This is a genomic window from Pseudomonas sp. WS 5410 (assembly GCF_012985645.1).
In the GTDB taxonomy this organism is placed as follows: domain Bacteria; phylum Pseudomonadota; class Gammaproteobacteria; order Pseudomonadales; family Pseudomonadaceae; genus Aquipseudomonas; species Aquipseudomonas shahriarae.
The window spans coordinates 221,622-242,008 of record NZ_JAAQWS010000001.1; the positions used below are offsets into that span (position 1 = coordinate 221,622).

Below are 20,387 nucleotides of genomic sequence, written 5' to 3' on the forward strand. Positions count from 1 at the left end.
AAGCCGCAACGCCCCGAAGTTGTGGCTTCTTTTCGGTAATAGCCTGTACGACTCGGCTTGGAGTCCTCTCGTAGGATAAGATGCCCTGATTTGGCTGAGTCATACAGTACCGTCTGTAGCTCCCTTGCCGACAGGATCGTGTCATGGAAAAAAAGTACATCGGAATTACGGACGAGGCACTGGATGCCGGCATTGCTGACGGACGCTTCTCAGAGGCCGACATTCGTCAGATCAGAGACCGCGGTGGACGTTTTGTTAAGCACATCAAGGAGCAACCACACCCCAGCTCTCTTTTGCCAGCATCTGTCATCCAGGTGAACCAAGTCTATGTTTACCAAGCAGATCTTCGCCCTGTCATGCAAGCCATCGCGAATTCTAGAGACGTGCGGGTGGCCGATGATTTAAGCGAGACATACCGGTTGGTAGTGTCAAAGCTAGAGCGCTTCCTGAATCACAGGCGAATCCTTGATAGCCTGAATGAGGTAGCCGGTGACGCTGCCGAAATTTTCGAATTGCGCCTAAGCCCAATGCTGGACAAGGTCGACCACAGAAAACCTGACGTTCCTGCGTGCACTCAGCTCATAGGCATGCTGCGAGCCCAGGTGAATATCGAGTTCATCTATCTGCTCTCGACCTTCTGGATTGACCGTAACAGCGTCTCGCGCGACACGGGTCTTCCACGGCGACTTGACGCATTGGAAAGCAAGCTTCGAAAGACTCTGGAGCAAATGCTCGCTTATCAGTATGACCCTAGAAATGGTTTTATGCTGCAAGACTCTCTGTATGGCAAATACCTCGTGCAGGGTAAAAACGGCATTTCTTACTTGAAGCAATTTTTGCAACATGACTCGCGCTTCGCGTCCTATGACGAGTTCATGCGGATGATCTTGAACCACTACCTTGAATACACGGGAGGAAAAGATTATCTGGGTTACCACATTGGCGAAGCTAGCTTTGGGTTCAATTTCACGGTTGATCAAACCCATTTTGAGGACGACAAGCGCCATGGCCTAGCGCTTGAGTTCAATAGAGTACTTTGCGACTTACGACAGTTGCGTATCATTCTCAATGAGCTGAAAGAAGCCCGGACGATTGAACCTGGCGACATTCAGATCGACCCTGGGATGGATGGTGCTGACGCAATTTGGCTAGTGGCCACCACACCTCAGTTACCAAAACCCAGCTCAGAGTGAGCGTTTTCACGTAGGTAAGTAAGATTGCGTAAGGTTGCGTGTCGGGCGGGGGGGGCGCACTCATCAGGCAATTTGCTCACGAGCAATCTCCAGCGAGTGGCGTCATCGCCATCAAGAGCCAGGTTGGCAATGCCTTTGATCTATACGCGTCAACAGTCACCTTGTTGAGCGTTAGGTTAGGCACAACTGCATGCTGCTCAGTGATAGGTGCAGGATGCGCTACCAAAGATTGCCACAGCTGTGGCGGAAGCGGCAGTCGACTGTGCCTGCACGCCATAACCAATATCGGCCAGTGTGCGAGATGGATGGCAGAAAGGCATGCGAAGTGGTTGCCCTCCAGACCTTCCATGCTCAGCATTTCACGGGCCGCGTTCCCATCGGCAGTGATGGGGATGTCACAAAGCGCCAAGCCATGCGGTGTTTCACTTAGGTAAAGCTTACTCTCGCTGTCTGGCCCGGGTATCCAAAGCTGCTGATTGCAGTGGCGCATCTGGTTTATCACGAACTCAGAGAACTCTAAGCTGGATGACGATTCTCCATTCAGTGTCGCCCAGAGCATGACGGTAGGTATGAGCACGCTCCCCCTGGTGTGTTGATTTCGATACTCGGCTGTACTCGTCGCGGGGTGTCTGATCAGCTCCTGATAGCTGGCATGGATGGAAGGGTAGTGATGGTGTTTCATGAAATTGAAGTGGTAGTGGTTCAGCAGTTCGCAGGCATAGTGCCGTGCAAAGTCCCGAGACTCACGCAACATCGACAGGAACATCAGGGCGCAGCTGATTTCGATGACCTGCTCATCCGCAATCGGGGAGAGCAGCGCTCGATTGTTCTTAATCAGCTGCGCGATGTGATCTGCGAGTGCTGAGGCTTTAGCCGGCGTCTCGTTGCGTTCAAGAACACGCAGTTTGGTCGCGTCCTGATGCGGCCATAGAATCCATAAACCCCTGACCGCGATGCGCCCCAGCAACTCAAAGAGCTTCAGGTTGACGTCGACTGGGCTGTGGGAGTTGACTGACGAGGCTAGGGTATCCCGATGGGCCGTCAGTGGGAGGATCTTTTCTTTAATCAGATCATCCCAAATCTTGTTGTGCAGCTCCACCAGCTCCTCAAAGGTTAACCCGATTCGCCTATGCCCTTTGGACGCGGCTTCGATGTCGCCCCTGATCAACTGCCACGCTCGCAGGATGACCACCTCGCTTGCGCGGAATGGGGCTTCAAGATTCTGCTGATCCCGTGCCCAGACAAACAGTACGGATAGGCAAATGTACAACTGTCGCAGTGTGGCCAGGCGTTGCACAGGCAGGTGGTTTTCCGCTTCCACAAGACCTTCCACCAGTGCTGTGAAATGCTGGATGGAGACGTCCGGCTCATCGAGCATTGCGATGGATTTCTGGAATCGCGACTGCAGGGCTTTGCTCACATACTGATGCTGAAGTACCCCGTCGGCGAGTAACCCCGCCATGTAATCACCGTTCCATTCCTGGAAAGAGATGTGACATTTGCTCTCACGATCTATGACACCCTTCAAGGTATCTCTCACGGCTTCGTGGACGTTCCCGCCAAAACAAAGGCAGATGACGATCTTCAATCCCCTGAACTGCGGAGAGATACGATTGGGAATGTAAGCGTCTAGGATTTCGTAAATGGAGCAGCGCATGCCTTGAGGCTCTGCTGTCCATTCGGCCCGCGTCAGATCGCCCTGTTTGATCGAAAACAGAAAGAGCTTCCGCTCCCCATCCACTAGAGGGCTAACAGCCGCGACGTCTACACCATACTGACGAGAACCGGTGGATGGTCGTGAGATTACGTTGTAACCCAGCTCGCTTAGCAGGTCGGGCAGAACGACATCCAACTCGTCTCGCTCACGCAAAGAGGCGAGGTACTCTCGGAAAACAAGCTTCATGACGAGCGCGTCTCAAGCAGATAAGCAAGGACAGTAAATTCCAGTGTGGTGGGATCTAGCACCGACTGGCGAGGTAGCTGAAAGGTGTGTTGAATAGTGGCTAGGGTTTGCTCCATGCGTCGCATGGGTGGTGCTTGATCATTTACCTCACCCTTGGCTCGGGGATACTCCGGAATCCAGCTAGCCATGCCGATGCCATGCAGCAGGATTTTTTCATTGAACAGACTGCTTAGCGGGGACGCTTTACGCGCTTCTACCATCTCGGTTTGCATTTTTTCATTGCGCCGGTACAGCTCCAACTGTCGTTGACGCTCTGACGGCGAGAGCTCCCGAATGAATGCCTCGCCAAGACCGTCGAGATAGCTCCGCAGCCCCCCTAGAACGCATTGTACTGGCTGTGATGCAGGATCCGCAGGATCTGCGGCAATGGCTCCTAGATAATCTGAACCCAGGGCGGAGTAGTTGATTAGGACTGGGTCATAGAGGAGGTGCTCCAATTCAGTCAAAGTGGTGCCGGCCGCATTTCGCATCAGACAAACTATCAGGGAGGCCGCGTATAGCGGGGTTGTGAAAAAGGTACCGATCGCCTTGCGCGCAATGAACGGATATTCGCTGGCCAAGATCTCGGGCGTCTGCGCGAAATCAAATGTGAAAGATCGTCCCTCTCGCCCACGCAGCAATGCTCCCCTGAGCGACAGGCACAAGCGCGGCGAGCCTGAATGGAGCCAAGCTACTACCCATTCACTCAGGCCAGTGTCGTTGCATTCGCTCTCTAGCTCATGTACCAAGGAATCAAAGCGATCCAGGGTTAAAGTTGGGTCAGCAGCCATCTGCTTTTCAACAGCGTCACGGGCCAATGTGACGTCTCCCGCCTTGACGAACTTATACAAGATCAAGTCCAGCAAATGTACGATCTCATCCTCTGCTCGGCCAGATGCGACAACGGCAAGGAGTCGACAACGTACCTGGTCGCTATACGTCTCGCTGCCTGCCAATAAGGACTGAGCAGCGGCTTTTTTCGACTCCAGACGCATTGGGGAGGCTGCCCGCTCGACGAGGTTGAGTAGCGGTTGCTGCATATCACCAGGTGCATTCTTGAGCCAGGCTAGAGCCAGGAAAAGCAGCGCATCCCGTACAGGGGGGTCAATCTCATCGTCGACGGCCCCGGAGATCGTGTTGGTGAACTCAGCGTCTGTGGGCAGCGATTCAATGGGCAAGCTGCTTAGAGCCCTTGCAGCTTGTGCGCGCTGCTGGGAGTCACCCTTTAGCAGAAACTCAACGCCCTTCGCGGTAAAGAACGCTAAATCGAACGTTAGACCTGCGGACAGGCACACCTGCAGACAATGGAACCGGTCAGATAGCGGTGCTCCGGCCTCAATTAGCTGCAAGAGTTCGGTAGGTCGATCGGAGGAGGCTTTGCACCAGTTCATTAATGCGGGGAATACCGCGGGACTGATCATCGGATCATCGTGAAGGATTGCACCAGCTAGTAGCTCAAGTAGGTCAACACAGCTAATCGCGATGGCGCTCAACGCAGGCAAGAGAACTTCCATGCCTTGATAAAAATCATGGTTTGGAAGAGGGAATGGATCAGGAAGGGGGAGAACAGTACGCAGATCTATCTCCCTCGAAAGGTGGGCGCTGACCAATACTTTTGACAACGTACTTTGATCATGCCGCCAACTGTCCCTAAAAATCAGATCGAGTATCCGGCCTTCCGCCGCTGCAATCTTTATCTCTTCCCGTGTGAAGGTGGTCATCGCAGCTCCTCCCTAGAAAACCTGCTTCAGGCTTCAGCCCGCCCTTAGGTGCCCCGATGTTACGATCTCTAGCACTTATTGGCGAGTGGCCATCATTCCCCCAAGAGGCATGTCTAGTGACGTCGCAGGTGTATCGAGCTGGGCATTCGAATGCTCTTGAACTCACTCTCAGCACATCGAGGAGTACATTTGTACTCCTTTCAGAGTTCGCAGCTCGCGATCCGAGCCAGGTAGTCCCCATGCGAACCAACGCCTGCCATACCCTCTAACTTCAGGCTTACCAGTATTTGTATAGCCGAAGCCAGCTCGCTCAAACCCCATGCAGCCACCTACGTATAAGCGGCTGAAATCATGGGCGTGTAGAAGGGCGAAGTCCTATTCGTTGCCAACCATGCCTTAAATTTCCTTTGGGCAAAAGCCAGCGGCATGCGCAGTGCCTTAATTGATCGCAACCTTCAATTCGGTGGCACCCCGCAACAATGGGACATCTGAGTGAAGGACATGCAGTCCTTGGTAGACCTTATCGTTTGAGTAGGTCAAACGGAATACTTACTCGAATGCCCGGAAGCCCTCATCGCAGTACCATTCACTTTTGAGAAGCGCTTGGTACATGGCAGTGTCCCAAGCATTCACATGGACAGTCTTTTTTCCGGCCGCAATTACCCGAAGGTGGTCTTGTACTCCGGCTAGGGCGGAGTCCGACCAGACCAGGTCGAGCGTGTCCTTAAGATTCGCGAGTTCGTTACTGGCCTCGATTGAGAACCTTGAAGCTAGTTTGTAGTCCCTGAAATGCGCTAGCACCCTGGTCTTATCGACCTGATCCCAATCCTCTGGGGGGCTCACGAAAAACTCGAGAACGGGCGGGGTTCCAGTAAGCACCCGCGCGTGTAGCCACTGGTCACTAACTATCCGCGGATGCTCCAAATACGGATGGAGGGTTTGTTGGTCTTGCGCAATCGCAGTGGCTGCATTTTTGCCAGTATTGCAGTCCTTGCAGGCGGGTACGAGGTTCCACGGCAAGACGGACAAAATCGGGAATCTGGCTTTCGGCAGGTAGTGGTCGAGAGTGCTTGCCTGGCCGAACCCACAGAATGGGCACTTTTTGCGCGGAGCCTTACCGAGTATGTCGGTGTACACCCTCCTAGCGGGTTTCGAGTCACCTACCATGTGAGAGGAGTAGGTAGCTTTCAGCTCCTTCTTGGTTACTTGGCCAACCACGATGTCGTCGTTATCGCAGTCGATAGCGGGGATCGTGAAGAGTTGATTGATAAGGCCTTTCTGCTGGTAGTCTATTGCAGCGGCAACCACCTCTGCTGTAATGGCTTGCAAGCGAGCTTTCAGACCCTCGTCAGCAATGCTGTTTACACAGAGGTCGTAGACCAGCTGCGGATCCTGAGCGGGGACGCTGATGGCTCTCATAGGTCAGACTCCCACTGCTTATCACGTGCGATGGTCATGGATCTCAAGAGTGCCTGGCCTTCGGTGCCAATCTGACCTGCGTAATCCCCCCTAATTTGCTCATAGGGAGCACCTGTTCGGACGTCGGCGGCTAGGAGCTCATGGAAGCCCGATTTGCTCACCTCCAGACCAAAGACGTGTCGAGTCAGGACGCCAACATTCTCTGCAAACGTCTCGGCATCCGGGCGGTCGACAGTCGCTGTCTCGCCACTCCTGTTGATGATGGATACACAAGACTTGGGTACTTCCTGCAGAACTACAGGTGAGTGAGTGGCGATGATCGCTACCGCGTTTCGCGCCGTGAGCAAATCGGACAATGCCCGGGTGAAAGCAGACAGCAGAGGAGGGTGCAGGTGGCTTTCTGGTTCATCAATCAACACCAGCGTTTTCTCGTCTACGGTTTCGACGAGCTGGGTAATGGTCAGCAGAACAATAGCGTGGCCAGAGCTCATCCCTTCGAGCATGGTAGTGCTGCGTCGGACGAACTCGGCCTTGGTTTCTGATCCATCGGCGTCAAAAACCTCAATCAGCTGGATGAGGTTCATTTCCTCGAAATTGAAATCAGATTCGAGCTTGTGAATAGCTTTGATCCACCTTGCTCTTTTTGCGCTTAGGCTGAGGCAGACTTTGAGACTATCGGCCAAATCAGTGCAGAGGTGGGGCTTGGTTTTCAGCCCCCAAACATTCACTCCGTCGGCGGCTAGCACCCTGTGCTTCAGGCCTACATATCGATATCTCATCCCCTGGCTGGGGTCATCCTGGTTCGGCGGGGGATCAAATGGATCGAACGCGCTGAATGAAACCGACACCACACCTGCAAAGTCATCATTGGTCAGCGGTCGCCTGAAGTTCCACATGTTCTTGTTGAAAAAGCAGCCTTTGGCGTACACCTCTTCACTTGGCGTGACCAAGGAGTCAACCATGCCATTCAACAGGGTTGTTTTACCTACCCCGTTTCGGCCAATCAAGATGTGAACATTACTGGAGGGTTTGACATCTGGATCGACACTGAACTCGAGAGTCAGCGGTGCGATACCGTCTGATCTTGCCTTTTCGTAAAAGAAGTCGTAAGGGGTCAATGGGGCGTCCCCGGTGAGGATCCGCTTGAATTGGTGGTCAATCGTTGTTGGGTTTACTGCCCGAAGCAGGGAGGTGCTAAACGCTAACTCTGAAGAGGAAGCCTCCCGACGCTCCTTGGAGAAAGCAACATCCCCTAACGCGTGGAGGATTGCGTGAGCCTCCTCAAGCGAAAACAGCTCAAGCAGTTTCCGATAGTATTCGACGTCCTGCCCCAGGCTGAAGAACTTGGGTTCTAGCAACGTGAATTCATCAGGCATCCCATCTTCAGTCCAGCCTTCAGATTGCCCCTGGTAAGCGATCTTCAGGTCACCAACTCTATGTTCGACCCCAGACCCATCCACGATGATAAGGGCAAATTTGGTTTTGTAGCCGTAGTCGTCCCAGTTATCTACATACAAAACCCCAGAGTTTCTTGCATCCTGCTGGAGCTTACCTCGGTGTTGAACCTTGATGAATTTCATGCTCATGACGTCCTTGCTCTGAGGGCACTCGCGGCGTGTTTTTGGTGATGGCCATTTGGCTCCATATTAACGGATCGATATCGTCTGAGGAACCTGATGGGAGTCAGTGGACTGGAGGAAGCAAAAACTCCGCCTGAAAGGGCGGCGCGTAAGTTTACCATCGAGGTTGAACGGGCAACCGGGGGCAGCACGAAGCCTAAAATTGCGTTTGATGCCAACTTGTCCAAGCAGGCCAACGACAGAGACTAGTTATGCCCTGCCCGAGGTCGCCGCGAGGAAGTAGAGGGAAGCTGAGTTGAAGCAGAAGCTTTCCAATGTCGATGTCGGTCTCGAAAAATGGGCAACGGAATGAGTGCTATCGCTATTCCTCTCTCTGCGACTCCAGTGTAAGGAGTCGAGCTGTGGTGACCGCGGCTTGGAGATCAAGATGGCTTGAGGCGAACGACTTCATGAGGAGCGGGCGGGGAAGGGCCCAATCCCATTTCTCTCGGATCATGTTTTCGACATTTTCCAAGATCGGCTCTACGTTCGAGATGTCCATTTGATCGACCACGCGCAATGCTCGCAATGTGTCCTCCGCGCCGAATGCAACTTCCAGGAATAGCCCGGTGTTTTCACACTGAATGCCCACATGCCTGAGCAACAAGGCCAGCGCATCGTTGGTGTAATCCCCTCGCCAGGTTGCCACATGGCTTACGCTGGCAGAGCCAATTATCGCCGCGTCACCCAACCCGAGAGCGCGGAAGTTACTCCGAGCCTCCTCTAGGAGCGCTTTAGCGTGTTTGTCCAGGAAGGGACAGGATGTGGTTTCCATCAACACGTTTCGCATTTCAAGCCTGACACGATCATCCACCTGGGCACCAAGCCCATCAAACTGGGGAGGCTCGCCGCCCCGAGCCGGTGTGACCACTATCACCTTTGCTTCAAGGTCGACATCCTGAACCTGCCAACGCCTTCCGCCGAAGATGATGCGCTGTCCCTTGGTCAGGGGTTTGCTGACCGGCAGCGAGCCAAGTGGCTTGCCATCCCGGAGCAAACGAAACTCTTCATCGCTTGTGAAGGCGGTGTAAAACTCATAGTGGTTGATCAACCGCTCCCCGAGTTCGCCTGGTAGCAGAAGTCCTGAGCTGTCCTGGAGGATCAATTCCTTCTCACCCATACCCTTGTCCTACGCGGGCTCCAGGATTGGTGAGGTTTCGTATCGTCAAAACTGATTCCACTAATTCCTCCTTGGGCAAGGGAGCTATTCCATTTAGAGCGATTTATTGAAAAGTTATATAAATCAGCAGGTTAGGATTTCGTGGTGGAGGAATTTTTCCACTCATTTCGTTGAAAGAACCGGCCAGATCAGAGAGTTGGGTGTGCTGAGGCGCCCGGAATGCAAGGGCTTGAGGATGCTGGAGGGGGACTTTCCACTCAAAACGCGATTGGCGCAATAGCCCGTTGAGAGAGTGGATGCCAGAATCGGCTTTGTCGAATCAGTGGCTTAAGCTGCTCATGAACATATCTGACATAGCACCTGATTTAACATAATATACATTATGCGAACTGCCATACGCGGGCTGGAGGGCTCTGTGAGCCTGGCAGGGGGAACCGCAGAATTCGGAAAAAATCGTACGCTAAGCTAACGGTGTTCTCGTGACAGCTCTTTGACTAGGCTTTCTAAGGCCATTCTGATAGCCCTGACTTCCTGAAAAGCCATGGCTAAAATTTGTGCGGCTAAAAGGGATAACCGATGGTAAAGTAAGTTATCCCTGTCGAGATACTGAAAAGCGTTATCCTCGTTTTTCCCAAAACTGTTTTGCCAGTTCGCTCAGAGCGCTAGTTAACTGAGCGACAGATTTCGCACTTTGCAAATTATTCTGCCCGGTCTGTACATTGGTATCAGCAGCATCGCGTATATTGATAATACTGCGGTTTATGTCTTCACTTACTGCTCCCTGCTGCTCGACCGCAGTCGCTATTTGCGCGTTCATGTCGGTAATTTCGTTAACGCGTTGGCCAATTCCATCAAGAGCTGTAGCTGCTTCCTCTGCGTGAGCTACACTCGTGTGCGCTTGCCGACTACTTTGCTCCATGACTGTAACAGCGGATTGCGCTCGCTCTTGTAGAGCGCTGATCATGCTTTGAATATCCGTTGTCGATTGCTGTGTGCGAGCAGCAAGACTGCGAACCTCATCGGCGACAACAGCAAAACCACGCCCCTGCTCACCAGCACGCGCGGCCTCAATTGCTGCGTTGAGTGCCAACAAATTCGTTTGCTCGGCGATCCCTCGTATAACGTCAAGAACTTTTGATATCTCGTTACTTTGACCTTCAAGCTCATGAATAACCTGAGTGGCTTGCCTAATTTCACCTTCAAGGGCAGTGATTGACTGGCTTGTGTGGGCTACCAGACGCTGGCCAGATGCCGTCTCAGTGTCTGCTCTTCCGGCCGCATCTGCAGCATGCTGTGCATTGCTCGCAACCTCTTGAATGCTTGCCACCATTTGGTTTACTGCCGTTGCTATTTGATCTGTCTCTGCCTGCTGCTCAACTGTAAGTACATTGCTTGACTCAATATCCTTTAGTAGGGGGCACCTCAGAAAACGGAAAATAAAGCACGCTAAGGCATAGCTGACCTTGCCAGGCCTGCTTCGCCCTGTAGTGACGCGATCAACGGGCAGGAAACATTCCCCTTTCGTGCATGGCAGGCGCACACGAGTTCAGACAGCACGGTTTCCATGCGCGCCAAGTCGGCCATCTTCTCGCGCACGTCCTTGAGCTTGTGTTCGGCCAGGCTGCTGGCCTCCTCGCAGTGGGTGCCATCGTCGAGCCGCAACAGCTCGGCAATCTCGTCCAGACTGAACCCCAGCCGCTGTGCCGATTTCACGAATTTCACCCGAACCACGTCCGCCTCCCCATAGCGGCGGATGCTGCCGTAAGGCTTGTCCGGTTCCCGCAACAGGCCCTTGCGCTGATAGAAGCGGATTGTCTCCACGTTGACCCCGGCCGCCTTGGCAAAAACGCCAATGGTCAGGTTTTCCAAATTATTTTCCATATCGCTTGACTCCGTACATGAGTACGGAAGTAAGGTTACGCTATCCAATCCAAATTCAAAAGGGCCAACGTATGTCTGAACCACAAAACGGGCGCGGTGCGCTCTTCGCCGGCGGGCTGGCCGCCATTCTTGCATCGACCTGCTGCCTGGGGCCGCTAGTACTGGTCGCCCTGGGCTTCTCCGGTGCTTGGATCGGCAACCTGACGGTGCTGGAACCCTATCGACCGTTGTTCATCGGCGCGGCGCTAGTGGCGCTGTTCTTCGCCTGGAAGCGGATTTACCGGCCCGTGCAGGCATGCAAGCCAGGTGAGGTCTGCGCGATTCCGCAGGTGCGCGCCACCTACAAGCTGATTTTCTGGATCGTGGCCGTGCTGGTCCTGGTCGCGCTTGGATTTCCCTATGTCGTTCCATTTTTCTATTAACCAGGAGTTCATCATGAAGAAACTGTTTGCCTCCCTTGCCCTCGCCGCCGCTGTTGCCCCGGTGTGGGCCGCTACCCAGACCGTCACGCTAGCGGTTCCCGGCATGACTTGCGCCGCCTGCCCGATCACAGTCAAGAAAGCGCTCTCCAAGGTCGAAGGCGTGAGCAAGGTCGATGTGGGCTTCGAGAAGCGCGAGGCCGTCGTCACTTTTGACGACACCAAGGCCAGCGTACAGAAGCTGACCAAGGCCACCGCAGACGCCGGCTATCCGTCCAGCGTCAAGCAGTGAGCCAGCAAGCCAACGACAACAGCGAGAGCCGCTTCATGGGACTGATGACACGCATTGCCGATAAAACCGGCGCGCTCGGCAGCGTCGTTTCCGCGATGGGCTGCGCCGCCTGCTTTCCAGCCCTCGCCAGCTTCGGCGCGGCCATCGGGCTGGGCTTCTTGAGCCAGTACGAGGGACTGTTCATCAGCCGCCTGCTGCCGCTGTTTGCCGCGCTGGCCTTCCTGGCGAACGCGCTGGGTTGGTTCAGTCATCGGCAATGGCTGCGCAGTCTGCTCGGCATGATCGGCCCGGCCATCGTGTTTGCGGCCACGGTCTGGCTGCTCGGCAACTGGTGGACGGCGAACCTGATGTACGTCGGCCTGGCCTTGATGATTGGGGTGTCGATCTGGGACTTCGTGTCGCCGGCGCATCGCCGTTGCGGACCGGACGGCTGCGAACTCCCCGCCAAGCGCTTGTGAAAGACGGCTGACCGTGCGACACGGCGGCCCACACGAATAAGGAACGATGGTATGAGCACTCTCAAAATCACCGGCATGACTTGCGACTCGTGCGCAGTGCATGTCAAGGACGCCCTGGAGAAAGTGCCCGGCGTGCAATCAGCGGATGTCTCCTACGCCAAGGGCAGCGCCAAGCTCGCCATTGAGGTCGGCACGTCACCCGACGCGCTGACGGCCGCTGTAGCTGGACTCGGTTATCGGGCCACGCTGGCCGATGCCCCCTCAGTTTCGACGCCGGGCGGATTGCTCGACAAGATGCGCGATCTGCTGGGCAGAAACGACAAGACGGGTAGCAGCGGCGCATTGCATATCGCCGTCATCGGCAGCGGCGGGGCCGCGATGGCAGCGGCGCTGAAGGCCGTCGAGCAAGGCGCACGTGTCACGCTGATCGAGCGCGGCACCATCGGCGGCACCTGCGTCAATGTCGGTTGTGTGCCGTCCAAGATCATGATCCGCGCCGCCCATATCGCCCATCTGCGCCGGGAAAGCCCGTTCGATGGCGGCATCGCCGCTACCACGCCGACCATCCAGCGCACGGCGCTGCTGGCCCAGCAGCAGGCCCGCGTCGATGAACTGCGCCACGCCAAGTACGAAGGCATCTTGGAGGGCAATCCGGCGATCACTGTGCTGCACGGCTCCGCCCGCTTTAAGGACAATCGCAACCTGATCGTGCAACTCAACGACGGCGGCGAGCGCGTGGTGGCATTCGACCGCTGCCTGATCGCCACCGGCGCGAGCCCGGCCGTGCCGCCGATTCCCGGCCTGAAAGACACTCCGTACTGGACTTCCACTGAAGCGCTGGTCAGCGAGACGATTCCTAAGCGCCTGGCCGTGATTGGCTCATCAGTGGTGGCGCTGGAGCTGGCGCAGGCGTTCGCCCGACTCGGAGCGAAGGTGACGATCCTGGCTCGCAGCACGCTGTTCTTCCGCGAAGACCCAGCTATAGGCGAAGCCGTCACGGCCGCATTCCGCATGGAGGGCATCGAGGTGAGGGAACACACCCAGGCCAGCCAGGTCGCGTATATCAATGGTGAAGGGGACGGCGAATTCGTGCTCACCACGGCGCACGGCGAACTGCGCGCCGACAAGCTGCTGGTCGCCACCGGCCGCGCGCCCAACACACGCAAGCTGGCACTGGATGCGACGGGCGTCACGCTCACCCCGCAAGGCGCTATCGTCATCGACCCCGGCATGCGTACAAGCGTGGAACACATCTACGCCGCAGGCGACTGCACCGACCAGCCGCAGTTCGTCTATGTGGCGGCAGCGGCCGGCACTCGCGCCGCGATCAACATGACCGGCGGTGACGCGGCCCTGAACCTGACCGCGATGCCGGCCGTGGTGTTCACCGACCCGCAAGTGGCGACCGTAGGCTACAGCGAGGCGGAAGCGCACCATGACGGCATCAAAACTGATAGTCGCACGCTAACGCTGGACAACGTGCCGCGCGCGCTCGCCAACTTCGACACGCGCGGCTTCATCAAACTGGTGGTTGAAGAAGGCAGCGGACGACTGATCGGCGTGCAGGCAGTGGCCCCGGAAGCGGGCGAACTGATCCAGACGGCCGCACTGGCGATTCGCAACCGGATGACGGTGCAGGAACTGGCCGACCAGTTGTTCCCCTACCTGACGATGGTCGAAGGGTTGAAGCTCGCGGCGCAGACCTTCAACAAGGATGTGAAGCAGCTTTCCTGCTGCGCCGGGTGAGGACAAGGAGGTGTGCGATGAGCGCCTACACGGTATCGCAACTGGCCCATAACGCTGGGGTGAGCGTACATATCGTGCGCGACTACCTGGTGCGCGGCTTGTTACGGCCGGTGGCCTGCACCACGGGCGGCTACGGCGTGTTCGACGATGCGGCCTTGCAACGGCTGTGCTTCGTGCGCGCGGCCTTCGAGGCGGGTATCGGCCTGGATGCCCTGGCGCGGCTGTGCCGTGCGCTCGACGCAGCGGACGGCGCACAAGCCGCAGCGCAGCTTGCCGTGCTGCGCCAGTTGGTCGAGCGGCGGCGCGCGGCGTTGGCCCATCTGGACGCGCAACTGGCCTCCATGCCAGCCGAGCGGGCGCACGAGGAGGCATTGCCGTGAACGCCCCTGACAAACTGCCGCCCGAGACGCGCCAACCCGTTTCCGGCTACCTGTGGGGTGCGCTGGCCGTGTTGACCTGCCCCTGCCATCTGCCGATTCTCGCCGCCGTGCTGGCCGGGACGACCGCCGGTGCCTTCCTTGGCGAGCATTGGGGTGTTGCCGCGCTCGCGCTGACCGGCTTGTTCGTTCTGGCCGTAACGCGGCTGCTGCGCGCCTTCCGGGGCGGATCATGACGAGTTCGCAGCCCGCCGGATGGACGGCGGCCGAGTTGGCGCAGGCGGCGGCGCGCGGACAGCTTGACCTGCATTACCAGCCGCTGGTCGATCTGCGCGATCACCGGATCGCTGGCGCGGAAGCGTTGATGCGCTGGCGGCATCCGAGGCTTGGCCTGTTGCCGCCCGGCCAGTTCCTGCCGCTGGCCGAGTCGTTCGGCCTGATGCCGGAAATAGGCGCGTGGGTGCTGGGCGAGGCCTGTCGCCAGATGCACAAGTGGCAAGGACCGGCATGGCAACCGTTCCGTCTTGCCATCAATGTGTCCGCCAGCCAGGTTGGGCCAACGTTCGACGACGAGGTAAAGCGGGTGCTGGCCGATATGGCCCTGCCCGCCGAGCTTCTGGAGATCGAACTGACCGAATCGGTCGCATTCGGCAATCCAGCCCTGTTCGCCAGTTTCGACGCCTTGCGCGCCATCGGCGTGCGCTTCGCCGCCGACGACTTCGGCACCGGCTATTCCTGCCTGCAACATCTGAAATGCTGCCCCATCACCACATTGAAAATCGACCAATCCTTTGTCGCCAGGCTCCCGGATGATGCCCGTGACCAAACTATCGTGCGGGCGGTGATCCAGCTCGCGCACGGGCTGGGCATGGATGTCATTTTCAGAAGACGACTGCACCAGTTGATTGGGCGTAATGGCTGTTGTGCAGCCAGCTCCTGACAGTTCAATATCAGAAGTGATCTGCACCAATCTCGACTATGCTCAATACTCGTGTGCACCAAAGCGAGGTGAGCATGGCGACGGACACCCCACGGATTCCAGAACAAGGCGTGGCCACTCTGCCTGATGAGGCTTGGGAGCGTGCGCGCCGTCGTGCGGAGATCATCAGTCCGTTGGCGCAGTCGGAGACGGTCGGGCACGAAGCGGCCGATATGGCGGCTCAGGCGCTGGGCTTGTCTCGGCGCCAGGTATACGTTCTGATCCGGCGTGCCCGGCAAGGCAGCGGCCTCGTGACGGATCTGGTGCCCGGCCAGTCCGGTGGAGGTAAAGGTAAGGGGCGCTTGCCGGAACCGGTCGAGCGCGTCATCCACGAGCTACTGCAAAAGCGGTTCCTGACCAAGCAGAAGCGCAGCCTAGCGGCCTTTCACCGCGAAGTCACTCAGGTGTGCAAGGCTCAAAAACTGCGAGTGCCGGCGCGCAATACCGTGGCCTTACGGATCGCTAGCCTTGACCCGCGCAAGGTCATCCGCCGGCGGGAAGGCCAGGATGCCGCTCGTGACCTACAAGGTGTGGGCGGCGAGCCTCCTGCCGTGACCGCGCCGCTGGAGCAGGTGCAGATAGACCATACGGTCATCGACCTGATCGTGGTCGATGACCGCGACCGGCAACCTATTGGCCGCCCGTACCTGACCCTCGCCATCGACGTGTTCACCCGCTGCGTGCTCGGCATGGTCGTCACGCTGGAAGCGCCGTCTGCCGTTTCGGTTGGCCTGTGCCTCGTGCATGTCGCCTGCGACAAGCGCCCTTGGCTGGAAGGACTGAACGTGGAAATGGATTGGCAGATGAGCGGCAAGCCCTTGCTGCTCTACCTAGACAACGCGGCCGAGTTCAAGAGCGAGGCCCTGCGCCGGGGTTGCGAGCAGCATGGCATCCGGCTGGACTATCGCCCGCTGGGACAGCCGCACTATGGCGGCATCGTGGAACGGATCATCGGCACGGCGATGCAGATGATTCACGACGAACTGCCGGGAACGACCTTCTCCAACCCTGACCAGCGCGGCGACTACGATTCCGAAAACAAGGCCGCCCTGACGCTGGGGGGTGCGGACGATTTCTTGGACGGTTTATACGGACATCAATCCGACCGCATGACGATACTCGATGGGACTACGCCCGCCAAGCGACACTTTGATGCGGCGCTCGTTGTACCAGTGGATATAGGCATCGATTCGCGTCATGAGGTCTTTCAGCGTCACGTGCTGCCAATTCCTCGGGTAGATTAGTTCGGTCTTCAATCGTCCGAAAAAGCCCTCGCATGCAGCATTGTCTGGCGAGCAGCCCTTTTTGGACATCGACCGCGTTAATTGGGCATTTTCAGTGCGGCGGATCCACGCAGGCCAGCGATAATGCGAGCCCCTGTCCGAATGGATAACCGGATGCTCACCGGGTCGCAGTGTCCGTACCGCGTGATCCAGCATGGTATTGACCAGGTTCGCATCCGGGCTGGTGCCGATATTCCAGGCCACCACCAGCCCATCGAAGCAATCGACGATCGGCGAGACGTAGACCTTCCCTGCCGGAATGTGTATTTCCGTCAGATCGGTCAACCATTTCGTATTCGGCGCCGACGCGTGAAAGTCGCGATTCAGCAGATTCGGGACCGCTGGTGTCGGGTCGCCAGCATACGCCGAGAAGCGCCGGCGGCGCGGTGTTCTCACGACCAGACGCTCTTGCGCCATCAAGCGACGCACGACCTTCTCGGACACACGCATGCCACCAAGGCGCAAGGCACTATCAATGCGTCGATAGCCATAGCAGCGGTAGTTGTCCTCGAAGATAGTCCGAATGACCTCACGCACCTGCGTGTACTTGTCGGGCCGCGTCTGCCGCAGGCGTTGATAGAAGTATGTGCTGCGCGCCAGCTTCAGGCCGCACAACAGATTGGCTAATGGAAACGTGACTCTGAGGGCATCAACCACCTTCGTTTTTTCTCGGCTTGTCAGTTCGAGGGGGTTGATGCCCATGTCTTTTTTTATCAATTCACTCGCCTTCTCCAGAATTGCATTCTCCATGCGAAGCCGCTGGTTCTGGCTCTCCAGTTCGGCCAGTTCCCTGAGTAGTGCCTCATGCCGCTGCTCGAGCGAGGTGTCACCTTTCTTCTTTGTCATGGGTTTTAGGGGCACTTTGCCAAGTAATCGATGCTGCCAGTTATACAACGTTGGTCGCGATACACCGACAGTGTCGGCCACATCCTTTGCCGAACCTACGCGCAGGTTCAGTGCAATGACGGCTTGCTGCTTCTCGAGGCGAGAGCGGGCGACTGTGGGAGCGCTGCTGCCGACGACCGTCCTAGCGAATTCAGGGCGTAAATCACGGATCCAGGCACGCAAGGCCTCGCGGCTTGGGTAGCCCAGGCTTCGGATTGTGTGACTCAGGCAGTAGCCTTGTTCGATATAGTGATCTACTGCCCGTTGCTTTTGCTCATCGGTGTACTGCCGTTTTATCCGTTGATAGCCTCGGCGAAGATCCTGATTCCGTTCGAATTCTGCCAACCAGGCCTTCAGCGAGTTCTTGGTGGGGTATCCCAGCTGCCGTAGTGTGGCGCTCATCCGGCGCCCAAGCTTCAGGTACAACCTCACGGCTCGAAGGCGATCTTCATACGAATACATGAACTACTCCTAAAGTAGTCCAAGATTTTGTCCGCACCCCAACTTAGGGTAAAGATTTGCGTCGAAATTTGACCCACGTATGACACTGTTTCCCGTCTGGATATGGCGGGAGAAATCAAGGAGTGATAAACGTGGCGATATTGAGCGCAATTCGACGCTGGCATTTTCGCGATGGTGCGTCGATTCGGGAAATAGCCCGACGAAGCGGCCTGTCCAGGAACACCGTTCGCAAGTATTTGCAAAGCAAGGTGGTTGAACCGCAGTACCCAGCGCGAGACAGCGTTGGCAAGTTAAGTCCTTTTGAGCCCAAGTTAAGGCAGTGGCTCTCCACCGAGCACAAAAAGACAAAGAAGCTGCGCAGAAACCTGCGCAGCATGTACCGGGATTTGGTCGCTTTGGGCTTTACCGGGTCTTATGACCGAGTGTGTGCCTTTGCCCGACAGTGGAAAGATTCCGAACAGTTCAAGGCGCAAACCTCGGGCAAGGGTTGTTTCATCCCCTTGCGCTTTGCTTGTGGCGAAGCCTTCCAATTCGATTGGAGTGAGGACTTTGCCCGCATAGCGGGCAAACAGGTCAAACTTCAGATTGCCCAGTTTAAGTTGGCCCACAGCCGGGCCTTTGTGCTTCGGGCTTACTACCAGCAAAAACATGAAATGCTGTTTGATGCCCACTGGCATGCCTTTCAAATCTTCGGTGGCATTCCCAAGCGCGGCATCTACGACAACATGAAGACCGCTGTGGATTCGGTGGGGCGTGGCAAAGAGCGCAGGGTCAATCAGCGGTTCACTGCCATGGTCAGCCACTACCTGTTTGATGCGCAGTTCTGTAATCCAGCATCGGGTTGGGAGAAAGGCCAGATTGAGAAGAACGTGCAGGATTCCCGCCAACGCCTGTGGCAAGGGGCACCAGACTTTCAAAGCCTTGCTGATTTGAATGTGTGGCTTGAGCATCGCTGCAAAGCGCTGTGGTCTGAGCTGCGCCACCCCGAATTGGACCAAACCGTGCAAGAGGCCTTTGCCGATGAACAAGGCGAGTTGATGGCGCTACCCAATGCCTTTGATGCATTCGTGGAGCAAACCAAGCGAGTCACTTCAACCTGCCTTGTTCACCACGAGGGCAATCGCTACAGCGTTCCTGCCAGTTACGCCAACAGGGCCATCAGCCTTCGGATTTATGCAGACAAGCTGGTGATGGCTGCCGAAGGCCAACACATTGCCGAGCATCCAAGATTGTTTGGCAGTGGCCACGCTCGGCGTGGCCACACACAATACGACTGGCACCATTACTTGTCTGTGCTTCAGAAGAAACCTGGGGCGTTGCGCAATGGTGCGCCATTTGCTGAATTGCCACCCGCGTTCAAGAAGCTTCAATCCATCTTGCTGCAACGCCCCGGCGGTGACCGTGACATGGTGGAAATTCTGGCCCTTGTATTGCACCACGATGAAGGTGCGGTACTCAGTGCTGTGGAATTGGCATTGGAGTGTGGCAAGCCATCGAAGGAGCATGTGCTTAATCTGTTGGGACGTTTGACCGAAGAACCTCCACCCAAACCGATTCCAATTCCCAAGGGGTTAAGGCTGACATTGGAACCACAGGCCAACGTGAACCGCTATGACAGTTTAAGGAGAGCCCATGATGCAGCATGAAGGCCATGTGAGAATCCTCAAATCCTTGAAACTCTTTGGCATGGCACACGCCATTGAGGAGTTGGGCAATCAGAATTCACCAGCATTTAATCAAGCCTTGCCCATGCTGGACAGCTTGATTAAAGCTGAAGTGGCAGAGCGTGAAGTACGTTCGGTGAACTATCAATTGCGGGTGGCCAAGTTCCCCGTGTATCGGGACTTGGTGGGCTTTGACTTCAGTCAAAGCCTGGTTAATGAGGCCACGGTCAAACAATTGCACCGGTGCGACTTCATGGAACAAGCCCAGAACGTGGTGCTGATTGGTGGGCCAGGCACAGGCAAGACTCACCTGGCCACAGCCATTGGTACACAAGCAGTGATGCACTTGAACCGACGGGTGCGTTTCTTCTCCACCGTGGATTTGGTCAATGCACTGGAGCAAGAGAAATCATCTGGGCGTCAGGGACAAATCGCAAACCGTCTGTTGTATGCCGATTTGGTGATTCTGGATGAGCTGGGATATTTGCCTTTTAGCCAAACCGGTGGGGCACTGCTGTTTCACCTGCTCTCAAAGCTGTACGAAAAAACCAGCGTGATACTGACCACCAACTTGAGCTTCTCGGAATGGAGCCGAGTGTTTGGCGATGAAAAGATGACAACAGCGTTGTTGGACCGACTAACCCACCACTGCCACATCCTGGAAACCGGCAATGAAAGTTACCGCTTCAAACACAGTTCAACTCAGAATAAGCAGGAGGAAAAACAGACCCGCAAACTGAAAATCGAGACATAATTCTGACAACAAGGGGTGGGTCAAAATTCAATGCAAATCCCGGGTCAAATTTGGGTGCAAATCAACAGATATCGACAACCTCTCGCGCAACCAAGACATCGCGGTCGGACTGCAAGTGATCTTGAAGCCACGGGCCCGTCCCACCCCGACATGGACCTCGATGCCCGAACGGA

At 56.4% G+C, this 20,387-nt stretch carries 15 protein-coding genes and 4 pseudogenes; 11 read left to right on the plus strand and 8 right to left on the minus strand.

Features of this window, described 5'->3' with window-relative positions:
• Positions 1-143 precede the first annotated feature (143 nt).
• Positions 144-1,193 (plus strand): hypothetical protein, encoded by a 1,050-nt coding sequence (locus tag HBO24_RS00920; protein WP_170059142.1) that lies wholly within the window; start codon positions 144-146, stop codon positions 1,191-1,193.
• 76 nt (positions 1,194-1,269) lie between these two features.
• On the opposite strand, the gene HBO24_RS00925 is transcribed toward HBO24_RS00920, so the two are convergent.
• The 7 genes and pseudogenes from HBO24_RS00925 to merR all read right to left on the minus strand — a co-directional run bounded on the left by HBO24_RS00925 (position 1,270) and on the right by merR (position 10,895).
• Complete coding sequence (locus HBO24_RS00925; RefSeq protein WP_262153285.1) at positions 1,270-3,096, minus strand: chemotaxis protein; 1,827 nt, start codon at positions 3,094-3,096, stop codon at positions 1,270-1,272.
• A complete protein-coding gene (locus HBO24_RS00930; RefSeq protein ID WP_170059143.1) occupies positions 3,093-4,856 on the minus strand; it encodes a hypothetical protein in 1,764 nt (587 codons plus the stop codon). Before HBO24_RS00930 ends, HBO24_RS00925 begins: the two co-directional genes overlap by 4 nt.
• Before the next feature lie 549 nt (positions 4,857-5,405).
• Positions 5,406-6,275, minus strand: a complete 870-nt coding sequence (locus HBO24_RS00935; protein WP_170059144.1) for an HNH endonuclease — start codon at positions 6,273-6,275, stop codon at positions 5,406-5,408.
• The gene (locus tag HBO24_RS00940; RefSeq protein ID WP_170059145.1) at positions 6,272-7,855 is read right to left on the minus strand and encodes an AAA family ATPase; all 1,584 of its coding nucleotides are present in this window, start codon (positions 7,853-7,855) and stop codon (positions 6,272-6,274) included. The genes HBO24_RS00935 and HBO24_RS00940 overlap by 4 nt, the downstream gene beginning before the upstream one ends.
• A 361-nt stretch (positions 7,856-8,216) precedes the next feature.
• Positions 8,217-9,106: pseudogene (locus HBO24_RS00945) on the minus strand (DEAD/DEAH box helicase); the annotation flags it as partial.
• A gap of 524 nt (positions 9,107-9,630) precedes the next feature.
• A pseudogene (locus HBO24_RS00950) lies at positions 9,631-10,428 on the minus strand (methyl-accepting chemotaxis protein); the annotation flags it as partial.
• 32 nt (positions 10,429-10,460) lie between these two features.
• Positions 10,461-10,895 (minus strand): Hg(II)-responsive transcriptional regulator, encoded by a 435-nt coding sequence (gene merR / locus HBO24_RS00955; RefSeq protein ID WP_000429836.1) that lies wholly within the window; start codon positions 10,893-10,895, stop codon positions 10,461-10,463.
• Between the two features lie 71 nt (positions 10,896-10,966).
• Between merR and HBO24_RS00960 the strand changes: the two genes are divergently transcribed.
• From HBO24_RS00960 to HBO24_RS00995, 8 genes and pseudogenes are all read left to right on the plus strand, one after another.
• Entirely contained in the window at positions 10,967-11,317 is a 351-nt protein-coding gene (locus HBO24_RS00960) for a mercuric transport protein MerT (protein ID WP_001294663.1), read from the plus strand.
• 13 nt (positions 11,318-11,330) lie between these two features.
• The gene (gene merP, locus HBO24_RS00965; protein ID WP_000732292.1) at positions 11,331-11,606 is read left to right on the plus strand and encodes a mercury resistance system periplasmic binding protein MerP; all 276 of its coding nucleotides are present in this window, start codon (positions 11,331-11,333) and stop codon (positions 11,604-11,606) included.
• Between the two features lie 35 nt (positions 11,607-11,641).
• Positions 11,642-12,064, plus strand: coding sequence for an organomercurial transporter MerC (gene merC, locus HBO24_RS00970; RefSeq protein WP_001340589.1), 423 nt, complete (start codon positions 11,642-11,644; stop codon positions 12,062-12,064).
• Positions 12,065-12,115: 51 nt separating this feature from the next.
• Complete coding sequence (gene merA, locus HBO24_RS00975; protein WP_000105636.1) at positions 12,116-13,810, plus strand: mercury(II) reductase; 1,695 nt, start codon at positions 12,116-12,118, stop codon at positions 13,808-13,810.
• Between the two features lie 17 nt (positions 13,811-13,827).
• Positions 13,828-14,190 (plus strand): mercury resistance co-regulator MerD, encoded by a 363-nt coding sequence (gene merD / locus HBO24_RS00980; RefSeq protein ID WP_001277456.1) that lies wholly within the window; start codon positions 13,828-13,830, stop codon positions 14,188-14,190.
• Complete coding sequence (gene merE / locus HBO24_RS00985; RefSeq protein WP_000993386.1) at positions 14,187-14,423, plus strand: broad-spectrum mercury transporter MerE; 237 nt, start codon at positions 14,187-14,189, stop codon at positions 14,421-14,423. Before merD ends, merE begins: the two co-directional genes overlap by 4 nt.
• Positions 14,420-15,067: pseudogene (locus HBO24_RS00990) on the plus strand (EAL domain-containing protein); the annotation flags it as partial. The gene merE and the pseudogene HBO24_RS00990, both read left to right, overlap by 4 nt.
• Before the next feature lie 134 nt (positions 15,068-15,201).
• A pseudogene (locus HBO24_RS00995) lies at positions 15,202-16,224 on the plus strand (transposase); the annotation flags it as partial.
• Between the two features lie 27 nt (positions 16,225-16,251).
• On the opposite strand, the gene HBO24_RS01000 reads toward HBO24_RS00995, so the two are convergent.
• Positions 16,252-17,796, minus strand: coding sequence for an IS3 family transposase (locus HBO24_RS01000; RefSeq protein WP_000287615.1), 1,545 nt, complete (start codon positions 17,794-17,796; stop codon positions 16,252-16,254).
• Positions 17,797-17,918: 122 nt separating this feature from the next.
• On the opposite strand from HBO24_RS01000, the gene istA reads away from it, so the two are divergent.
• Both istA and istB read left to right on the plus strand, forming a co-directional pair.
• Complete coding sequence (istA, locus tag HBO24_RS01005) at positions 17,919-19,442, plus strand: IS21-like element IS1326 family transposase (RefSeq protein WP_001324342.1); 1,524 nt, start codon at positions 17,919-17,921, stop codon at positions 19,440-19,442.
• The gene (istB, locus tag HBO24_RS01010; RefSeq protein ID WP_000983249.1) at positions 19,429-20,214 is read left to right on the plus strand and encodes an IS21-like element IS1326 family helper ATPase IstB; all 786 of its coding nucleotides are present in this window, start codon (positions 19,429-19,431) and stop codon (positions 20,212-20,214) included. Before istA ends, istB begins: the two co-directional genes overlap by 14 nt.
• Positions 20,215-20,387 lie beyond the last annotated feature (173 nt).